This window comes from Pseudomonas sp. HLS-6 TE3448, from assembly GCF_053629555.1.
In genome coordinates, this window is the sequence record NZ_JBRJIO010000001.1 from 220,945 (window position 1) to 237,047 (window position 16,103).

At 57.9% G+C, this 16,103-nt stretch carries 18 protein-coding genes and 2 pseudogenes; 14 read left to right on the forward strand and 6 right to left on the reverse strand.

The window, feature by feature from the left end:
• The first annotated feature begins 47 nt into the window (after positions 1 to 47).
• The 7 genes and pseudogenes from AB7M23_RS01030 to AB7M23_RS01060 all read left to right on the forward strand — a co-directional run bounded on the left by AB7M23_RS01030 (position 48) and on the right by AB7M23_RS01060 (position 4,505).
• Positions 48 to 632 carry an Rnf-Nqr domain containing protein gene (locus AB7M23_RS01030; protein WP_454240055.1) on the forward strand — a complete coding sequence of 195 codons (585 nt, stop codon included), beginning with the start codon at positions 48 to 50 and terminating at the stop codon, positions 630 to 632.
• Positions 629 to 1,453: pseudogene (gene rsxB, locus AB7M23_RS01035) on the forward strand (electron transport complex subunit RsxB); the annotation flags it as partial. The gene AB7M23_RS01030 and the pseudogene rsxB, both read left to right, overlap by 4 nt.
• A 10-nt stretch (positions 1,454 to 1,463) precedes the next feature.
• A complete protein-coding gene (locus tag AB7M23_RS01040; RefSeq protein WP_454240056.1) occupies positions 1,464 to 2,450 on the forward strand; it encodes an RnfABCDGE type electron transport complex subunit D in 987 nt (328 codons plus the stop codon).
• Entirely contained in the window at positions 2,447 to 3,064 is a 618-nt protein-coding gene (locus AB7M23_RS01045; protein WP_102053394.1) for an RnfABCDGE type electron transport complex subunit G, read from the forward strand. The genes AB7M23_RS01040 and AB7M23_RS01045 overlap by 4 nt, the downstream gene beginning before the upstream one ends.
• Positions 3,057 to 3,575 (forward strand): Rnf-Nqr domain containing protein, encoded by a 519-nt coding sequence (locus AB7M23_RS01050; protein WP_102053395.1) that lies wholly within the window; start codon positions 3,057 to 3,059, stop codon positions 3,573 to 3,575. Before AB7M23_RS01045 ends, AB7M23_RS01050 begins: the two co-directional genes overlap by 8 nt.
• Before the next feature lie 3 nt (positions 3,576 to 3,578).
• Positions 3,579 to 4,217 carry an endonuclease III gene (gene nth / locus AB7M23_RS01055; RefSeq protein ID WP_102053396.1) on the forward strand — a complete coding sequence of 213 codons (639 nt, stop codon included), beginning with the start codon at positions 3,579 to 3,581 and terminating at the stop codon, positions 4,215 to 4,217.
• Positions 4,218 to 4,322: 105 nt separating this feature from the next.
• The gene (locus tag AB7M23_RS01060) at positions 4,323 to 4,505 is read left to right on the forward strand and encodes a PA3496 family putative envelope integrity protein (RefSeq protein ID WP_102053397.1); all 183 of its coding nucleotides are present in this window, start codon (positions 4,323 to 4,325) and stop codon (positions 4,503 to 4,505) included.
• An 82-nt stretch (positions 4,506 to 4,587) separates the two neighbouring features.
• Here AB7M23_RS01060 and AB7M23_RS01065 read toward each other — a convergent pair whose 3' ends face one another.
• Positions 4,588 to 5,214, reverse strand: a complete 627-nt coding sequence (locus tag AB7M23_RS01065; RefSeq protein ID WP_065760458.1) for a response regulator transcription factor — start codon at positions 5,212 to 5,214, stop codon at positions 4,588 to 4,590.
• A 451-nt stretch (positions 5,215 to 5,665) separates the two neighbouring features.
• Here AB7M23_RS01065 and AB7M23_RS01070 point away from each other — a divergent pair.
• Positions 5,666 to 5,968, forward strand: a pseudogene (locus tag AB7M23_RS01070) (hypothetical protein); the annotation flags it as partial.
• A gap of 444 nt (positions 5,969 to 6,412) precedes the next feature.
• On the opposite strand, the gene AB7M23_RS01075 reads toward AB7M23_RS01070, so the two are convergent.
• Both AB7M23_RS01075 and AB7M23_RS01080 read right to left on the reverse strand, forming a co-directional pair.
• A complete protein-coding gene (locus tag AB7M23_RS01075) occupies positions 6,413 to 7,630 on the reverse strand; it encodes an argininosuccinate synthase (RefSeq protein ID WP_065761933.1) in 1,218 nt (405 codons plus the stop codon).
• 135 nt (positions 7,631 to 7,765) lie between these two features.
• The gene (locus AB7M23_RS01080) at positions 7,766 to 8,746 is read right to left on the reverse strand and encodes a flagellar protein MotY (protein ID WP_102053777.1); all 981 of its coding nucleotides are present in this window, start codon (positions 8,744 to 8,746) and stop codon (positions 7,766 to 7,768) included.
• Between the two features lie 131 nt (positions 8,747 to 8,877).
• Between AB7M23_RS01080 and pyrC the strand changes: the two genes are divergently transcribed.
• A complete protein-coding gene (gene pyrC, locus AB7M23_RS01085) occupies positions 8,878 to 9,924 on the forward strand; it encodes a dihydroorotase (RefSeq protein WP_454240057.1) in 1,047 nt (348 codons plus the stop codon).
• Positions 9,921 to 10,592, forward strand: coding sequence for a ribonuclease T (gene rnt, locus AB7M23_RS01090; protein ID WP_099775617.1), 672 nt, complete (start codon positions 9,921 to 9,923; stop codon positions 10,590 to 10,592). The genes pyrC and rnt overlap by 4 nt, the downstream gene beginning before the upstream one ends.
• A 59-nt stretch (positions 10,593 to 10,651) precedes the next feature.
• Here rnt and AB7M23_RS01095 read toward each other — a convergent pair whose 3' ends face one another.
• Complete coding sequence (locus AB7M23_RS01095) at positions 10,652 to 11,254, reverse strand: peroxiredoxin (protein WP_065759316.1); 603 nt, start codon at positions 11,252 to 11,254, stop codon at positions 10,652 to 10,654.
• A gap of 235 nt (positions 11,255 to 11,489) precedes the next feature.
• On the opposite strand from AB7M23_RS01095, the gene AB7M23_RS01100 reads away from it, so the two are divergent.
• Both AB7M23_RS01100 and bfr read left to right on the forward strand, forming a co-directional pair.
• Positions 11,490 to 11,708: a bacterioferritin-associated ferredoxin gene (locus AB7M23_RS01100; RefSeq protein WP_065759317.1), complete on the forward strand. Its 219-nt coding sequence runs from the start codon at positions 11,490 to 11,492 to the stop codon at positions 11,706 to 11,708.
• A 198-nt stretch (positions 11,709 to 11,906) separates the two neighbouring features.
• Positions 11,907 to 12,377 carry a bacterioferritin gene (gene bfr / locus AB7M23_RS01105; RefSeq protein ID WP_065759318.1) on the forward strand — a complete coding sequence of 157 codons (471 nt, stop codon included), beginning with the start codon at positions 11,907 to 11,909 and terminating at the stop codon, positions 12,375 to 12,377.
• Positions 12,378 to 12,441: 64 nt separating this feature from the next.
• Here the strand turns inward: bfr and grxD are convergent, their stop codons facing one another.
• Positions 12,442 to 12,777 (reverse strand): Grx4 family monothiol glutaredoxin, encoded by a 336-nt coding sequence (gene grxD / locus AB7M23_RS01110; protein WP_065759319.1) that lies wholly within the window; start codon positions 12,775 to 12,777, stop codon positions 12,442 to 12,444.
• A 481-nt stretch (positions 12,778 to 13,258) separates the two neighbouring features.
• On the opposite strand from grxD, the gene argF reads away from it, so the two are divergent.
• Together argF and AB7M23_RS01120 are read left to right on the forward strand one after the other, a co-directional pair.
• On the forward strand, positions 13,259 to 14,179 hold the full coding sequence (gene argF / locus AB7M23_RS01115; RefSeq protein ID WP_065759320.1) for an ornithine carbamoyltransferase: 921 nt from the start codon (positions 13,259 to 13,261) through the stop codon (positions 14,177 to 14,179).
• The gene (locus AB7M23_RS01120) at positions 14,176 to 15,285 is read left to right on the forward strand and encodes an ABC transporter ATP-binding protein (protein WP_099775618.1); all 1,110 of its coding nucleotides are present in this window, start codon (positions 14,176 to 14,178) and stop codon (positions 15,283 to 15,285) included. Before argF ends, AB7M23_RS01120 begins: the two co-directional genes overlap by 4 nt.
• A gap of 55 nt (positions 15,286 to 15,340) precedes the next feature.
• Here the strand turns inward: AB7M23_RS01120 and ybaK are convergent, their stop codons facing one another.
• Positions 15,341 to 15,811, reverse strand: coding sequence for a Cys-tRNA(Pro) deacylase (gene ybaK, locus AB7M23_RS01125; RefSeq protein WP_065759322.1), 471 nt, complete (start codon positions 15,809 to 15,811; stop codon positions 15,341 to 15,343).
• Positions 15,812 to 16,103 lie beyond the last annotated feature (292 nt).

Here is a 16,103-nt window from a genome sequence, read left to right on the forward strand (position 1 = left end):
CGTCGTTGCCGGATAATGGCTGACAGCCCTGATTTTTCGGCCCTCCAATGACAGAACTGATCGTTACGCTCATCGGCGCTGCATTGATCAACAACATCGTCCTGCACCAGGGGTTGGCCCTTGATCCCGCCCTGCGTATTGATGGCGCTGCAGACCGACACAAGATCCATGCACTGGGATTGACCACCGGCCTGCTGATGCTGAGCAGCACCCTGATCGGTCAGCTCCTCTATCGCTACCTGCTCCTGCCCTTGCAGCTGGACTATCTGCGCCTGTTCGTGTTCTTGCCATTGTGCATCGTACTGATCACGCCACTGCTTACCCTTGTCAGTCGCTGGCAGCCCCAACTGCCGCAGACGGGTCTGAAGCCCCTGCTGCTTGGCAATGCCGGCGTGCTGGCGCTGAGCCTCACCGCCAGTAGCCCTGAACTCGACGTGCTGCAGGTCATAGCCTTGAGCATGGGCAGCGGCCTGGGCTTTTGGCTGGTACTGATGCTGCTCGACGACCTTAGACAGCGTACCCTCGACAACGACGCCATACCCGAGTCCTTTCGCGGCCTGCCACTGGAGCTGATTGGCGCCGGTATCATGGCCATGGCCTTTCTCGGCCTCAACGGATTGTTTACATCATGAGTCTGATTCAACGCATCGACGCCCTGCTGCCACAGACCCAATGCGGCAAATGCGGCCACGGCGGATGCCGCCCATACGCAGAAGGCCTGGCCAAGGGTGAGGCCATCAACAAATGCCCGCCAGGCGGCGACGAAACGATTGCCGCCCTGGCCGCGCTGCTTGACGTACCGATTCTGGCGCTGGACCCCGAGCGCGGCAGTGCACCGGCTCAGGTCGCCTACATCAGGGAAGCGGAATGTATCGGCTGCACCAAATGCATCCAGGCCTGCCCGGTGGATGCGATTGTCGGCGCAGCCAAACTGATGCACACGGTCATCAGCACCGAATGCACCGGCTGCGACCTGTGTGTTGCGCCCTGTCCGGTCGACTGCATCGACTTGCTGCCCTTACCGGCGAACAGCGCAATCATCCCCATCGTTGGCGGGCTGGCAACCGATGCCGAGCAACGGGCTGCACGAACCGCCAAGCGTGACCACTCCAGGCACCGTTACGAGCAACGCAACGCACGCCTGCAGCGTGACGAGGCTCGCAAACAAGCCGAACGCCTTGCCCGCAGCCAACGCCCTGCGGCCAATGCCACGGCCGAAACGGCAACCGATGACCCAATCAAGGCCGCCATCGAACGCGTCAAGGCTCAAAAGATCGCCGCAGCCGATGCGGCCCTGAAGCAGGCGAAGATCGCCGCAGCCATGAGTCGCGCCCAGCTGAACAAGGCCCGTACGGCGTTCGGTGAAACCCCGAGCGACGCCCAGCATGCCCAATTACTGGAACTGGAGCGCGAATCTCAGGCTGCGCAAGCGCACCTTGAATCGCTCCAGGCAGTGAGCGAGCATGGCCGCGGCTGATGTCAGCGAGCGTCTGCGCTCCACCATGGGGCTGGTGCTGCTGGCCTGCGCCCCAGGGCTGCTGGCGTTGCTCTGGTTGCACGGCTGGGGCTTGCTGCTCAACCTGCTGCTGACCAGCGTCGGAGCGCTGGCAACCGAGGCTGGCTTGCTCATGCTGATGCAGCGCCCTGTTCGGGTCGCGTTAAGCGACGGCAGCGCCCTGGTCACCGCGACATTGCTGGCCATTGCACTGCCCGCCTATGCGCCCTGGTGGTTGCCGATGATCGCCGCCAGTAGCGCGATTGCGATAGGCAAACACCTGTACGGCGGTGTGGGCAAGAATCCATTCAATCCGGCCATGCTTGGCTATGCCCTGGTCTTGCTGTCGTTCCCGGTTGCGATGACCCAGTGGCCTGCCCCCCAACCGCTGGACCTTGGCAGCAGCCTGCACCAGGTGTTTGGTATTGCCAGCAGCACACAACCCGACGCTTGGGTACAAGCCACCGTACTGGATGGCTTGCGCAACAACAGAAGCCTGACCATGGATGAGTTGTTCGCCCAGCACCCCGGATTTGGCCATTTCGGCGGTAAAGGTACCGAGTGGGCCAGCCTTGGCTTCTTGCTGGGCGGCGTGTTCCTGCTCCAGCGCAAGGTATTCAGCTGGCATGCGCCCGTAGGGCTGCTGAGCAGTCTGTTTATCATCAGTTTGTTCTGCTGGAACGGTTCGGGCTCCGACTCCCACGGCTCGCCACTGCTGCACCTGTTATCCGGCTCAACCCTGTTCGCGGCGTTCTTCATTGTCACAGAACCGGTGTCCGGCCCCAGGAGCCCCAAGGCCCGCTTGCTGTTCGGCGCGGGAGTCGGGGTATTGATCTACCTGATCAGAACATGGGGCAGCTACCCCGACGGCATAGCGTTCGCAGTGCTGCTGATGAACCTTGCGGTGCCAGCCATTGAACGTTGGGCCGGCCGCTGGGAACGGGAGGCAACATGAAGCGTACAGGTCTGCGCAGCGGCATGCTGCTGGCTGCCCTTGCGTTACTGGCAGTCGCGGTCAGCATGACCTGGCATCACTACGCTGCCGCGCCGATCAGGGTCGCACAGGAACAACTCAAGGCACAGACATGGCTAAGCGTGCTGCCCGCTGAGTCCTATGACAATAGCCCCTTGCAACACCCCATCCGCCTGAGCGATACCCGCCTGGCACACAGCACACTGCGTGCAGGCTACCGCGCGCTTCTTGGCGGGCAGCCGAGCGCCGTGGTACTGCATAGTCGTACGCAGGGCTACGGCGGCGCGCTGGACATACTGATTGCCATAGATCCCAGCGGCCGGCTAATGGGCCTGAAAGTCCTGCAACAACAGGAAACCCCGGGTCTTGGCGCACAGCTTGTAGAACCCGGCAACACCTGGCTGCAACACTTCATCGGCCATGGGCTCACAACTACGCCCGATGCCGCCTGGGCACTGAAACGCGATAATGGCCAGTTCGACCAACTGGCCGGCGCAAGTGTGACCTCTCGCGCCGTGATCCAGGCGCTACATGACGCCCTGCGCTACTTCGATGAGCATGCCAAAGACCTACTCGAAGGGGCCACCGATGAATAGACACTGGCTTGCCGGCCTAAGCCTGGCACCGCTGCTGGGCGCCACGCAAACGCTCCTGCAGGGCGCTTCGATAGCAGCGCTCAGCCTACTGGCAATATTGTTGCATCGCCTCGGTATGACGCCCCTGAGGCGGCTACTGACGGGTATCGGCGCAGAAGTCGCCAGCATGCTTTTGGCTGCGACAATCGTCACCTGCCTGGAACTGAGCCTACGCGCCTACGCCTTGGTGCTTTACCAGAGCCTGGGCCTTTACACCGCACTGATCGCGCTGCAGTGCGTGCTGTTCGAGCATGCGCTGGTACACGCCAAAAGCTGGCGCCCCCCGCTGAGCCTGTTACTCGGGTTCGCTGCACTCTGCATCATCCTGGGTGTGGCTCGTGAGCTGATGGGCAGCGGGATGCGCCTGGCCCATCTCACCCCCGGGGCCCTGTTCCTTCTTGGCCTGTTGCTCGCCCTGTACAATAGGACCTGGCGCCGACGTGCGCCCTCTAGCTGCCAAGGAATTCGCTGACCCATGAATGCTACAAAACGCCTGGAAATATTTCGCAGGCTGCATGAAGACAATCCGGAACCGAAGACCGAGCTTGCCTACACATCGCCCTTCGAGCTGCTGATTGCGGTCATCCTGTCCGCACAGGCTACCGACGTTGGGGTCAATAAGGCCACTGCACGCCTGTTCCCGGTGGCCAATACTCCAGAGGCAATATACGCACTAGGCGTCGAGGGGCTGTCGGAGTACATCAAGACCATTGGCCTGTACAACAGCAAAGCGAAAAACGTTATCGAAACCTGCCGATTACTGGTGGAAAAGCATGGCAGTCAGGTGCCGGATAACCGTGAAGCCCTTGAGGCACTGCCTGGGGTGGGTCGAAAAACCGCTAACGTGGTGCTCAACACCGCCTTCCGACAACCCGCAATGGCTGTCGACACCCATATTTTCCGTGTCAGCAACCGCACGGGTATAGCCCCCGGCAAGAACGTTCTAGAGGTTGAAAAGGGGCTGCTGAAGTTTGTACCCAAGGCTTACCTGCTGGACGCCCACCACTGGCTGATCCTGCATGGTCGCTATGTGTGCCAGGCGCGCAAGCCACGTTGCGGCAGTTGCCGGATCGAAGACCTGTGTGATTACAAGCACAAGACTTCAGACGATTGAGCAAATAGCGAAAAAGCTGATTAGCCGATTGAAAAAATCTTTTTTACCGGACCTGAGAATCTCGTTATAAGGTGCGCCAATGGCCCTCTTGCCGTGGAGTGACTTATGAGCACCGATAAAGAAGACCTGGATCTGGATGACGACTTTACTGCCAGCGAAGATTCGCCTGTCGCGGATGTTCCGGTAGAGACGACAAAAACCAATCTGAGTAAACGCCGCACCATTGACAACCTGCTGGAAGAGCGCCGTTTGCAGAAACAGTTGGCGGACTACGACTTCGATCTTTAACGAACAGCCGCCCAATCAACAGGGCGGCGAGTAGTGGGTTATCAAAAAGCCTCCTGGTCGGGAAGCTATTTTGAACGTCATTTCATACCAGATCGTTACGTTGAGCGAGCTCAATCAGATCGACCAGGGAGCGGGCATTGAGTTTCAGCAGCAAACGCGTCTTGTAGGTACTGACCGTCTTGTTGCTGAGGAACATGCTATCGGCGATTTCCTTGTTGCTTTTGCCGCGCGCCAATTGTTGCAGCACCATCATTTCCCGACCTGAGAGGCGTTCGACCATCTCCGCTTCACTGGCCCCTCCCAGATTGGAACGAACCGAATGCAACGCCTGATTGGGAAAGTAGCTGTAGCCCGACAGCACAGCCTTGATTGCGCTGAGGAGCTCGGTCAAATCCTGTTGCTTGCAAACATAACCGGCAGCCCCCGCCTGCATGCAACGCATTGAAAAATGCCCCGGCGCCTGGGATGTCAGCACCAGCACCTTCAACGCCTCCCCTGTAGAGGCCAAGCGGGTAATGACCTCAAGCCCGTCGAGTTTAGGGATTCCAATATCCAGAATAACAATGTCGGGAAGATATTCCCGGGCAAGTTGCAGTGCATCTACACCATTATCCGTCTCCGCAATGACTTCGTAACCATGCCGTTCCATCAGCATGCGTACAGCCAAACGAATGACTGGATGATCATCCACGATCAGCACTTTATTCATGGGCAAATCCAAATTTTTGCTGTTCGGCTTTTAAGCTCGCACAATATCCCATTCATTCGAAATATTGCATTCTGCTCCCGCCAAGCACTTACACTCAAAGACACGGCCTACAAAATCATAGGACAATTCCTACAAATTTTATTAATGCCAAACTCAGAAAACAGCAGCACCCGCCAAAGAAAACGCAAGTAAAATCCGCTGTAAAACAACACTATCATCATTCAAAGTCACAACCTATGAAGCGACGCCACAATCGTTGAAGGAAATTTCCCATAGTGCCATTAGATTAATAGAAGTTCGTAGTCCTCTTTAAAAATCACCCCATACAGCCGCCTTACGTGCTGCCTGAAACAACACATAATTACCCACCTGTACGGACTATTCGAGCGATCCTTCTGAGCATGGCGGCCCGTCATGCATCTCCGCCAAAATGAGCAGAAGGTACTGAATCATGAGCAACGCCGAACCCAAAAGTCCGTTGACCATCATCGCCATCTTCGCCGGAATCATTGAGGCCTCTGCGCTGGCCTCCCTGCCATTTCTCGGTGAAGACAGCCAAGAAATTTACACGTGGTTTCTTGTAGGGTTTCCGCCCTTCTTGACACTGCTTTTCTTTCTTACATTAAATTTCAACACACGATCACTGTATGTCCCTGACAATGCTGAAATACCCACAGAGCACGCACAGGAGATAGCGGCATCGAACTATTTGACCCAAGAAAAAACCAGCGATGAAGCGCCCATAGCCGAGCCTCCTTCAAGTGCAGTTGAATATTCAACAACGAGCACGGTAAAACGTGAACAGTGTCGAGATGATCCCAATGACGCACTTCATGAGAAACTCAATGAACTGTGCGAAAAGCTCGCACAATTAGAACTCATGATAAACACGCCGAACAGCCCGGTGCTACCCGACAACACACCCCCATCCAGCATTTTTCTATCAGGCAGCGGCGCGAATCAATTTATTGAACATCATGTACTAAGCGCGTTGAAGCAATCACGACTTTCACCCAGTAACGGAAGTGGAGAGTCGTTGGTTTTTTACAATATGGATGCTGGTATTCAAACGACGATTACCAATAAACCCATGTCCTCCACACCCCATAAGGCATGGCCATGCACAGACCCACAGTAATAAAAACGATGAATAAAAAAACCCGGCCAAGGCCGGGTTTTTTTCAAACGAGGAGAATGCTTAAATCAGCGAACGCCCCTTGTTTGCGGCAATGCGCATGCGCAAGGCGTTCAGCTTGATGAAGCCCGCTGCATCGGCCTGGTTGTAAGCACCGCCATCTTCCTCGAAGGTAGCAATGTTGGCGTCGAACAGCGAGTCATCAGACTTGCGACCTGTCACGATCACGTTGCCCTTGTACAGCTTCAGACGTACAACACCGTTCACGTTCACCTGCGAAGCGTCGATCATTTGCTGCAGCATCAGACGCTCTGGGCTCCACCAGTAACCGGTGTAGATCAGGCTGGCGTACTTCGGCATCAGCTCATCTTTCAAGTGAGCGACTTCACGGTCGAGGGTGATCGACTCGATGGCGCGGTGTGCACGCAGCATGATGGTGCCGCCCGGGGTTTCGTAGCACCCACGAGACTTCATGCCGACATAGCGGTTTTCGACGATATCCAGACGCCCGATGCCGTTCTCGCCGCCGATGCGGTTGAGGGTTGCCAGCACGGTAGCGGGGGTCATTTCCACGCCGTCGATAGCAACGATGTCACCGTTGCGGTAGGTCAGTTCGATGTAGGTCGGTACGTCCGGCGCGTTTTCCGGCGACTTGGTCCAACGCCACATGTCTTCTTCGTGCTCGGTCCAGGTATCCTCAAGCACACCGCCCTCATAGGAGATATGCAGCAGGTTGGCGTCCATCGAGTACGGCGACTTCTTCTTGCCGTGACGCTCGATTGGAATCGCGTGCTTCTCGGCATAGTCCATCAGCTTTTCACGCGAGAGCAGGTCCCACTCGCGCCATGGCGCAATAACCTTCACGCCTGGCTTGAGCGCGTAGGCACCCAGCTCGAAACGTACCTGGTCGTTGCCCTTGCCGGTCGCGCCATGAGAAATGGCATCGGCGCCGGTTTCGTTGGCGATTTCGATCAGACGCTTGGCAATCAGCGGACGAGCGATGGAGGTACCCAGCAGGTACTCACCTTCGTAAACGGTGTTGGCGCGGAACATCGGGAACACGAAGTCACGCACAAACTCTTCGCGCAGGTCGTCGATGTAGATCTCTTTGACACCCATGGCCTGAGCCTTGGCGCGGGCCGGTTCGACCTCCTCGCCCTGCCCCAGGTCGGCGGTGAAGGTCACCACTTCGCAGTTATAGGTATCTTGCAGCCACTTGAGAATTACCGAAGTATCAAGGCCGCCGGAATACGCCAGTACGACCTTTTTTACGTCCGCCATGCCATCACTCCACGGGGTTGTACGGAAAACCGATGATTCTACCGGTCTTACCGCAACATTTACAGTGGGGCGACAGCTTGTGACGACAAAGCGACAGGAACGGTCGAGGGCGCGACGGACGGTCGCCCCTCAACCTCAGGACTTAACGGCCGGCTTGGCAACAGAGGTGTTGGCTGCAGGCACTTGGCCCGGTGCTGTCGACGCCGCATCAGGTGCCTTGCCAAGCGGCTTTTCGCTGGCGGCTTCTACCGGCTTTTCAACGGGCGCCACACGGTCCAACTGAATGTTCACGCGGCGATTGCGCGAGCGGTTGGCCGGGCTGTTGTTCGGTGCAAGTGGATACCGCTCACCATGGAAACGCAGCGTGATCTGCTCTTCTGCAATACCGTGGCTTTTAAGATAATCCATGACGGCCAGCGCACGCCGACGTGACAGGTCACGGTTGGTCAGGCGATTGCCACTGTTGTCCGAGTGGCCATCAAGCTCAATATGATTGACCGTAGGATCAGCCTTGAGGAAGTCGAGGATGATGTCCAGTCGCGCTTGGGCATTGGCATCCAGGTCGATACCGCCACCCGGGAAGTCGACCCGGGTCTGACGCACCTGGTCGTAGTTCATCGGCAACAACTTGGCCGCACAGACCTGGTAGTCACCGTAGGCCTGGCCAAACTTGACCGGCAACACGCGCACTTCCATCGCCCGCCCCGCCTCACCCGCATAATTGCGGACCACGGTACTGCGGCCGTCCAGCAAGCCATTGATCAAACGGCTGGCCTGGCCTTGCGTGCTGTTGAACAGCACACCGTTACGGGCCATGCGCACAGTGCCCAGGTTGATATCGCCACGCCCGGGCTGCCACGGCGCGGCGGCGGCCAGCAAGGTTGCCGAACCTGTCCCCAGTACATTGCTGTTCGAACGCAACTGGAAGGTCGGCTGTTCGCCCGCGCGACGCACGAACTCACCGGAGCCGAAATTGGCAATCGGCTGGATCAATCGGCACTCGAACTGATCACCCTCGACCTTCCACTCGACGCTTTCCAGACGCGTCTGGAAAGTAAGTGCCATGGCAGGCAGGCTGGCAAACATGCTGAGCAGGGCTAGATAATGCTGGCGCACGGGCGGCTCCACAAATTTTTCACGGCATACCTGCAAGGTATCGGTAGGCCCTGGCAAAACTTGATAGCGAGTGCTCGGCCCCGGCTTTTCCGGTAGCATTCACCTTGAGTTCGACCCGCCTGGAATCCCCAATGTCCGACCGCCTGACCCTCCTGCGTCCTGACGACTGGCATATCCATCTTCGTGATGGTGCCGTCCTGCCCCACACCGTTGGCGATGTGGCGCGCACCTTTGCCCGCGCGATCATCATGCCAAACCTGGTACCACCAGTGCGCAACGCCGCCGAAGCCGGCGCCTATCGCGAGCGTATCCTCGCGGCCCGTCCGGCTGGTAGCCGCTTCGAGCCGTTGATGGTCCTGTACCTCACCGACCGTACCCAACCCGAGGAAATCCGCGCGGCCAAAGCCAGCGGTTTCGTCCACGCCGCCAAGCTTTATCCAGCGGGTGCGACCACCAACTCGGACTCGGGTGTCACCAGCATCGACAACATCTTCCCGGTGCTCGAGGCCATGGCTGAAGTCGGCATGCCGCTACTGGTACACGGTGAAGTAACGCGTAGCGAGGTCGACGTCTTCGACCGCGAGAAGCAGTTCATCGACGAACACATGCGCCGCGTAGTCGAGCGTTTCCCGACGCTTAAAGTGGTCTTCGAACACATTACAACGGCCGATGCCGTGCAGTTCGTGACAGAAGCACCGGCCAACGTCGGGGCAACCATTACTGCTCAGCACCTGCTGTACAACCGCAACCACATGCTGGTCGGTGGCATTCGCCCGCACTACTACTGCCTGCCTATCCTCAAGCGCAATACGCACCAGGTCGCCCTGCTCGATGCCGCTACCAGCGGCAACAGCAAGTTCTTCCTGGGCACCGACTCGGCGCCGCATGCCCGTCACGCCAAGGAAGCCGCCTGCGGTTGTGCCGGCTGCTACACCGCCTACGCCGCTATCGAGCTGTATGCCGAAGCATTCGAGCAGCGCAATGCGCTGGACAAACTCGAAGGTTTCGCCAGCCTGCATGGCCCTGCGTTCTACGGCCTGCCGGCCAATACCGACACTATTACCCTGGTCCGCGAAAGCTGGACCGCCCCGGATAGCCTGCCATTCGGCGAGCACACCGTGGTACCGCTGCGCGCCGGTGAACAACTGCGCTGGCGCCTGCTGGAGACAAATGCGTGAGTGATGATCACTTCGACCTCGACCAGGAAGGTCATAGCGGCGGCCCGCGTCACCCGATGGCCGAACGCTTTCGTGGTTACCTGCCAGTAGTAGTGGATGTCGAGACGGGCGGTTTCAACTGCGCAACCGACGCCTTGCTGGAAATTGCCGCCGTGACCATCGGCATGGATGAGAAAGGTTTCCTGTTCCCCGAGCACACCTATTTCTTCCGTGTCGAACCGTTTGAAGGCGCCAATATTGAACAGGCCGCACTGGAGTTCACCGGCATCAAGCTGGACCATCCGCTACGCATGGCTGTTAGCGAGGAGGCCGCGCTAACCGACATTTTCCGTGGTGTGCGCAAGGCCTTGAAGGCCAATGGCTGCAAGCGGGCAATTCTGGTCGGCCACAACAGCAGTTTCGACCTGGGCTTCCTCAATGCCGCGGTAGCCCGGAACGATATGAAGCGCAACCCGTTTCATCCGTTCTCCAGCTTCGACACGGCTACCCTGGCGGGCCTGGCCTATGGCCAGACCGTACTGGCCAGGGCCTGTCAAAGTGCCGACATCGACTTTGACGGACGTGAAGCACATTCGGCTCGCTATGACACCGAAAAAACCGCCGAGCTGTTCTGCGGTATCGTCAACCGCTGGAAACAAATGGGCGGCTGGCAAGACTTCGACGACTGAAGTCGACAGCCACGCATAAAAAAACCGGCCACTGGGGCCGGTTTTTTTATGCGTGGTGCTTACAGCTTGCCAGCATTCTCGCTCAGGTAAGCAGCAACGCCTTCTGGCGAAGCGGTCATGCCCTTGTCGCCTTTTTTCCAGTTGGCAGGGCAGACTTCGCCGTGCTCTTCGTGGAATTGCAGGGCGTCGACCAGACGCAGCAGCTCGTCCATGTTACGGCCCAGCGGCAGGTCGTTGACGATTTGCGAACGGACCACACCGTTGGTGTCGATCAGGAACGCGCCACGGAAGGCTACGCCACCTTCGGACTCAACGTCATAGGCCTTGCAGATCTCGTGGGAGATGTCAGCGGCCAGGGTGTATTTGACCGGGCCGATACCGCCGTTGTTGACGGGGGTATTACGCCAGGCATTGTGGGTGAAATGCGAGTCGATCGAAACACCGATGACTTCGACGTTACGCGCCTGGAAGTCAGGAATACGGTGGTCCAGGGCGATCAGCTCGGACGGGCAGACGAAAGTGAAGTCCAGTGGGTAGAAGAACACCAGGCCGTACTTGCCCTTGATGGCCGAAGCCAGGTTGAAGCTGTCGACGATCTCGCCATTGCCGAGTACGGCTGGAACCGTGAAATCCGGGGCTTTTTTGCCTACGAGCACGCTCATTCGATATCTCCTGATGTAGTGGAATGGTATGCACAGCAGGGCACATGGCCCACCTGGCATCGCATGGACTGACCATCATACACCGCCCAACGTGTACCGCCGAATTTAAGGGCGGTCACTGACCAGGCTGCCGTCCGTCGCGGCGAACGGGATCACTCAACAAAGTGCTTTGACAAGCATTCTCATTAACATTAAGATCCTCCGCATTGAGCCTTTAGCCACGATGGTCTCCTCTATGTATGTGTGTCTTTGTGTTGGTGTTACCGACGGACAGATCCGCGATGCAATCTACGACGGCTGCTGTAGCTACCGTGACGTACGCGAAGCGACCAATGTGGGCACTCAGTGCGGCAAATGCGCCTGCCTGGCTAAACAAGTCGTACGCGAAACCCTGACCGAGCTGCAAGTGAGCCAGGCTGCACTGCCTTATCCGGTAGAATTTACTGCAGCATAATTCAGACTTTCCAAGAACCGGACCCAGCGTCCGGTTTTTTTATGCCTGCAATTCAAGTGCTTAGGACTAAGACGCGGAACAAAAACATTCTTATTCCTATTAGTTTCTATTTATTATTCAAGAACTTAGGTTTGACAGCAAAAGTTGCCCGGCTCACACTCAGGGCTATTGAGCTCACCTACAGGGCAGGACCCCATCATGAAAGGCGACGTTAGCGTCATCCAGCATCTCAACAAGATCCTCGGAAACGAGCTGGTCGCAATCAACCAATACTTCCTGCATGCCCGTATGTATGAAGACTGGGGCCTGGATAAGCTCGGCAAGCACGAGTACAAAGAATCCATCGATGAAATGAAACACGCTGACAAACTGATCAAGCGGATTCTGTTCCTCGAAGGCATCCCGAACGTGCAGGACCTTGGCAAACTGTTCATTGGTGAGCACACCAAGGAAATGCTCCAGTGCGACCTGAAAATCGAGCAGACAGGTCTAGCCGATCTCAAGGCCGCGATTGCCCACTGCGAAACGGTTGGCGACTTCGGTAGCCGCGAGCTGCTGGAAGACATCCTCGAAGCCGAGGAAGAGCACATCGACTGGCTGGAAACCCAACTGAGCCTGATCGACAAGGTCGGCCTGGAAAACTACCTGCAGTCGCAGATGGGCGAGTAAGCCCGTCTTTCTCGCAGCTAACAAAAAGCCCCGCAATGCGGGGCTTTTTGTTAGCTGACAAGAATCAGGCTTCGGCAGCCTTGGCCTTGGCAGCCGCTTCCTTGATCAGCGTCTGCAGTTCGCCGTTGGCAAACATCTCGGTCATGATGTCACTGCCGCCGACCAGCTCACCGGCCACCCACAATTGTGGGAAGGTTGGCCAGTTGGCGTACTTCGGCAGGTTGGCGCGAATTTCCGGGTTTTGCAGGATGTCCACGTAAGCGAACTTCTCGCCGCAACCCATTACAGCTTGCGCCGCTTTGGCGGAGAAGCCGCACTGCGGGGCATTGGGCGAGCCTTTCATGTAAAGCAGAATGGTGTTGTTGGCAATCTGCTCTTTGATTGTTTCGATGATATCCATGGAGCACCTCGGCTGAACTTTCCGACGCGGTTGTCGGCACGGTGACGCATTGTATCGGAAAGCCGAGCGTGGCGCTCGGCCTTGCCAACATCCCCCTTAGCCCACCGTCCAGGGGCAAATTTAGCGCAACTGGAGCCGTCCGGAGGGCCACGCTTGAGTGAGCAGATACCTTGCGCCGGATATGCGAATGAGCACGTAGCCGGTGCGGTGATGCACTCAACAGCGTGAGCAGCGTTTGCCAAGCCGCTGGCAGGCAGTGTAAAACCTTGTGGCGTACACAAAAAAGCTGTTCCCCATTGGGTTATCGCAGATTCGGCAGTGCCGATGTTGCAGCCCCTCTTGGTAAGACGCGACATTTAATTATAGTATTGCGTCTCCCCCTAATTTCGTCGCCACGTGCGGCTTTCGCCGCAGGTCTCACCCGTTTTTCCAAAAACCGGCTTTAGATGATCTGCGGTCTGTTGCAAAAAGGTAGTCAATGATGAACGCAAGGCACTTTCTCTCCCTGATGGACTGCACCCCCGACGAACTGCTCGGTGTGCTCCGTCGTGGCATCGAGCTGAAGGACCTGCGTAACCGAGGCGTGTTGTTCGAACCCCTGAAGAACCGCGTACTGGGGATGATCTTCGAGAAGTCTTCGACCCGCACCCGCCTGTCATTCGAGGCTGGCATGATCCAGCTCGGCGGCCAAGCCATCTTCCTCTCGCCGCGCGACACCCAGCTGGGTCGCGGTGAGCCGATCAGCGACTGCGCCATCGTCATGTCGCGCATGCTGGATGCGGTGATGATCCGTACCTTCGCCCACAGCACGCTGACCGAGTTCGCCGCCAACTCGCGGGTACCGGTGATCAACGGCCTGTCCGATGACCTGCACCCTTGCCAACTGCTGGCCGACATGCAGACATTCCTCGAACACCGCGGCTCGATCCAGGGCAAAACCGTGGCCTGGATCGGCGACGGCAACAACATGTGCAACAGCTATATAGAAGCCGCCATCCAGTTCGACTTCCAATTGCGCATCGCCTGCCCGGAAGACTACGAGCCGAATCCTCAATTCGTCGCCCAGGCCGGCGACCGCGTCACGATCGTCCGCGATCCGAAAGAGGCTGTGCGGGGCGCCCATCTGGTGAGCACCGATGTCTGGACTTCCATGGGGCAGGAGGAGGAAACTGCACGGCGTCTGAAGACGTTCGCACCTTACCAGGTAACGCGCGAGCTGCTCGACCTCGCTGCCCCCGATGTGTTGTTCATGCATTGCCTGCCTGCTCACCGCGGCGAGGAAATCAGCATGGACCTTCTCGACGACCCACGCTCGGTCGCTTGGGACCAGGCGGAAAACCGTCTGCACGCACAGAAGGCGCTTCTTGAATTCCTTGTTGAACCGGCTTACCACCACGCATGAGTCAACCTTTACTGCTCAACCTTCGCAACCTGGCCTGTGGGTACCAAGGCCAGCGCGTTGTCCAGAACCTCAACCTGCACCTGAACGCCGGCGATATCGGTTGTTTGCTCGGCTCTTCCGGGTGCGGAAAAACCACCACGCTACGCGCCATCGCCGGCTTTGAGCCCGTGCATGAGGGCGAGATACAGCTGGCAGGCGAAGTCATCTCCAAAGCAGGGTTCACCCTCGCACCAGAAAAGCGCCGAATCGGCATGGTGTTCCAGGACTATGCACTGTTCCCTCACCTCACCGTGGCGCAGAACATTGCATTCGGCATTGGCAAACACCCACAACAGCAACACGTGGTCGAGGAAATGCTCGAGCTGGTCAAGCTCGGTGGCCTTGGCCAACGCTACCCTCATGAGCTTTCTGGTGGCCAACAGCAACGGGTTGCACTGGCCCGCGCCTTGGCGCCCGAGCCACAACTGCTGCTGCTTGACGAGCCGTTTTCGAACCTTGATGTCGAACTGCGTCGACGCCTCAGCCATGAAGTGCGTGACATTCTAAAGAGCCGTGGTACCAGCGCGATCCTGGTTACCCACGATCAGGAAGAAGCCTTTGCGGTCAGCGACCATGTCGGTGTGTTCAAGGAAGGTCGACTGGAACAGTGGGATACGCCCTACAACCTGTACCATGAGCCCCTGACCCCCTTCGTGGCCAGCTTCATTGGCCAGGGCTACTTCATTCGCGGTCAACTGACCAGCCCGGAGTCCGTACAGACCGAACTCGGCGAGCTCTGCGGAAATCGCGCCTACACCATGGCCATTGGCAGCGCAGTGGATGTACTGCTGCGGCCAGACGATATCGTCTATGCACCTGACAGCGAGCTCAAGGCTCGCATTGTCGGCAAGAGCTTCCTCGGCGCGTCCACGCTGTATCGCCTGCAACTGGCAACCGGCAGCCAGCTCGAAGCGATATTCCCCAGCCACATCGACCATTTGCCTGGCAGCGAAGTCGGTATCGTGGTTGCGGCAGACCACTTGGTGCTGTTTCCGGCACCCGGCAGCGTTGCCGCACAACTCCAGCCAGGCGACAACGGCGTGCGTCGTTACAGCCCGGCCGCTTGATAGCCAGGGGCGGGCTTGCCCGCCCCACACGCCTTATCGATCCACACAGCAGCTATCAGTCGCGGGCGATCTCGGCAAAGCTTGCCTGCGTGTGGGTCGCCAATACGTCAGCCGCCAACTCAACCTCAAGGCCACGCCGCCCGGCACTGACAAAAATCGTCGGCAGCGGCTGTGCAGACTGATCAATGAACGTGCGCAAGCGCTTCTTCTGCCCCAGCGGGCTGATGCCCCCCAACAGATAACCCGTGGCACGCTGAGCGGCCGCGGGGTCGGCCATCTCGCACTTCTTCACCCCGGCAGCATGGGCCAGGGCCTTGAGGTCCAGGGAACCTGCCACCGGCACCACCGCCACCAGCAACTCGCCCTTTTCACTGCAGGCCAATAGCGTCTTGAACACCCGCGCGGGCTCCAGCCCCAACTTCTCCGCAGCCTCCAGCCCATAAGAAGCCGCTTTGGGGTCATGTTCGTAACTGTGTACGCGATGTTCGGCACGAACCTTTTTCAATAGATCGAGAGCGGGGGTCATGCGGACTCCTGGCAGGCCGTAAAGACAAATTTCGTCGGCTACTTTAGGACAAAACCCACAGAGCAGCTACACAGGGGGCTACATCACGTCCAAGCACAGCCCTTGCAGCGTCCAGCACCATCCTGCAAACCAATAGTCAGATTGTGAATTGCCGTTCACTTTCGACCTTTGACATAAGCGTTTCTTGTCTATATTTTTTCGATTTTGAATATAAGCCAACACCCCCAAAGCCCCTTCCAGCAGAAATTGGGGAATTTCTGCCGGAGCATGTCGAGCGCCAAAGCGCCTCACA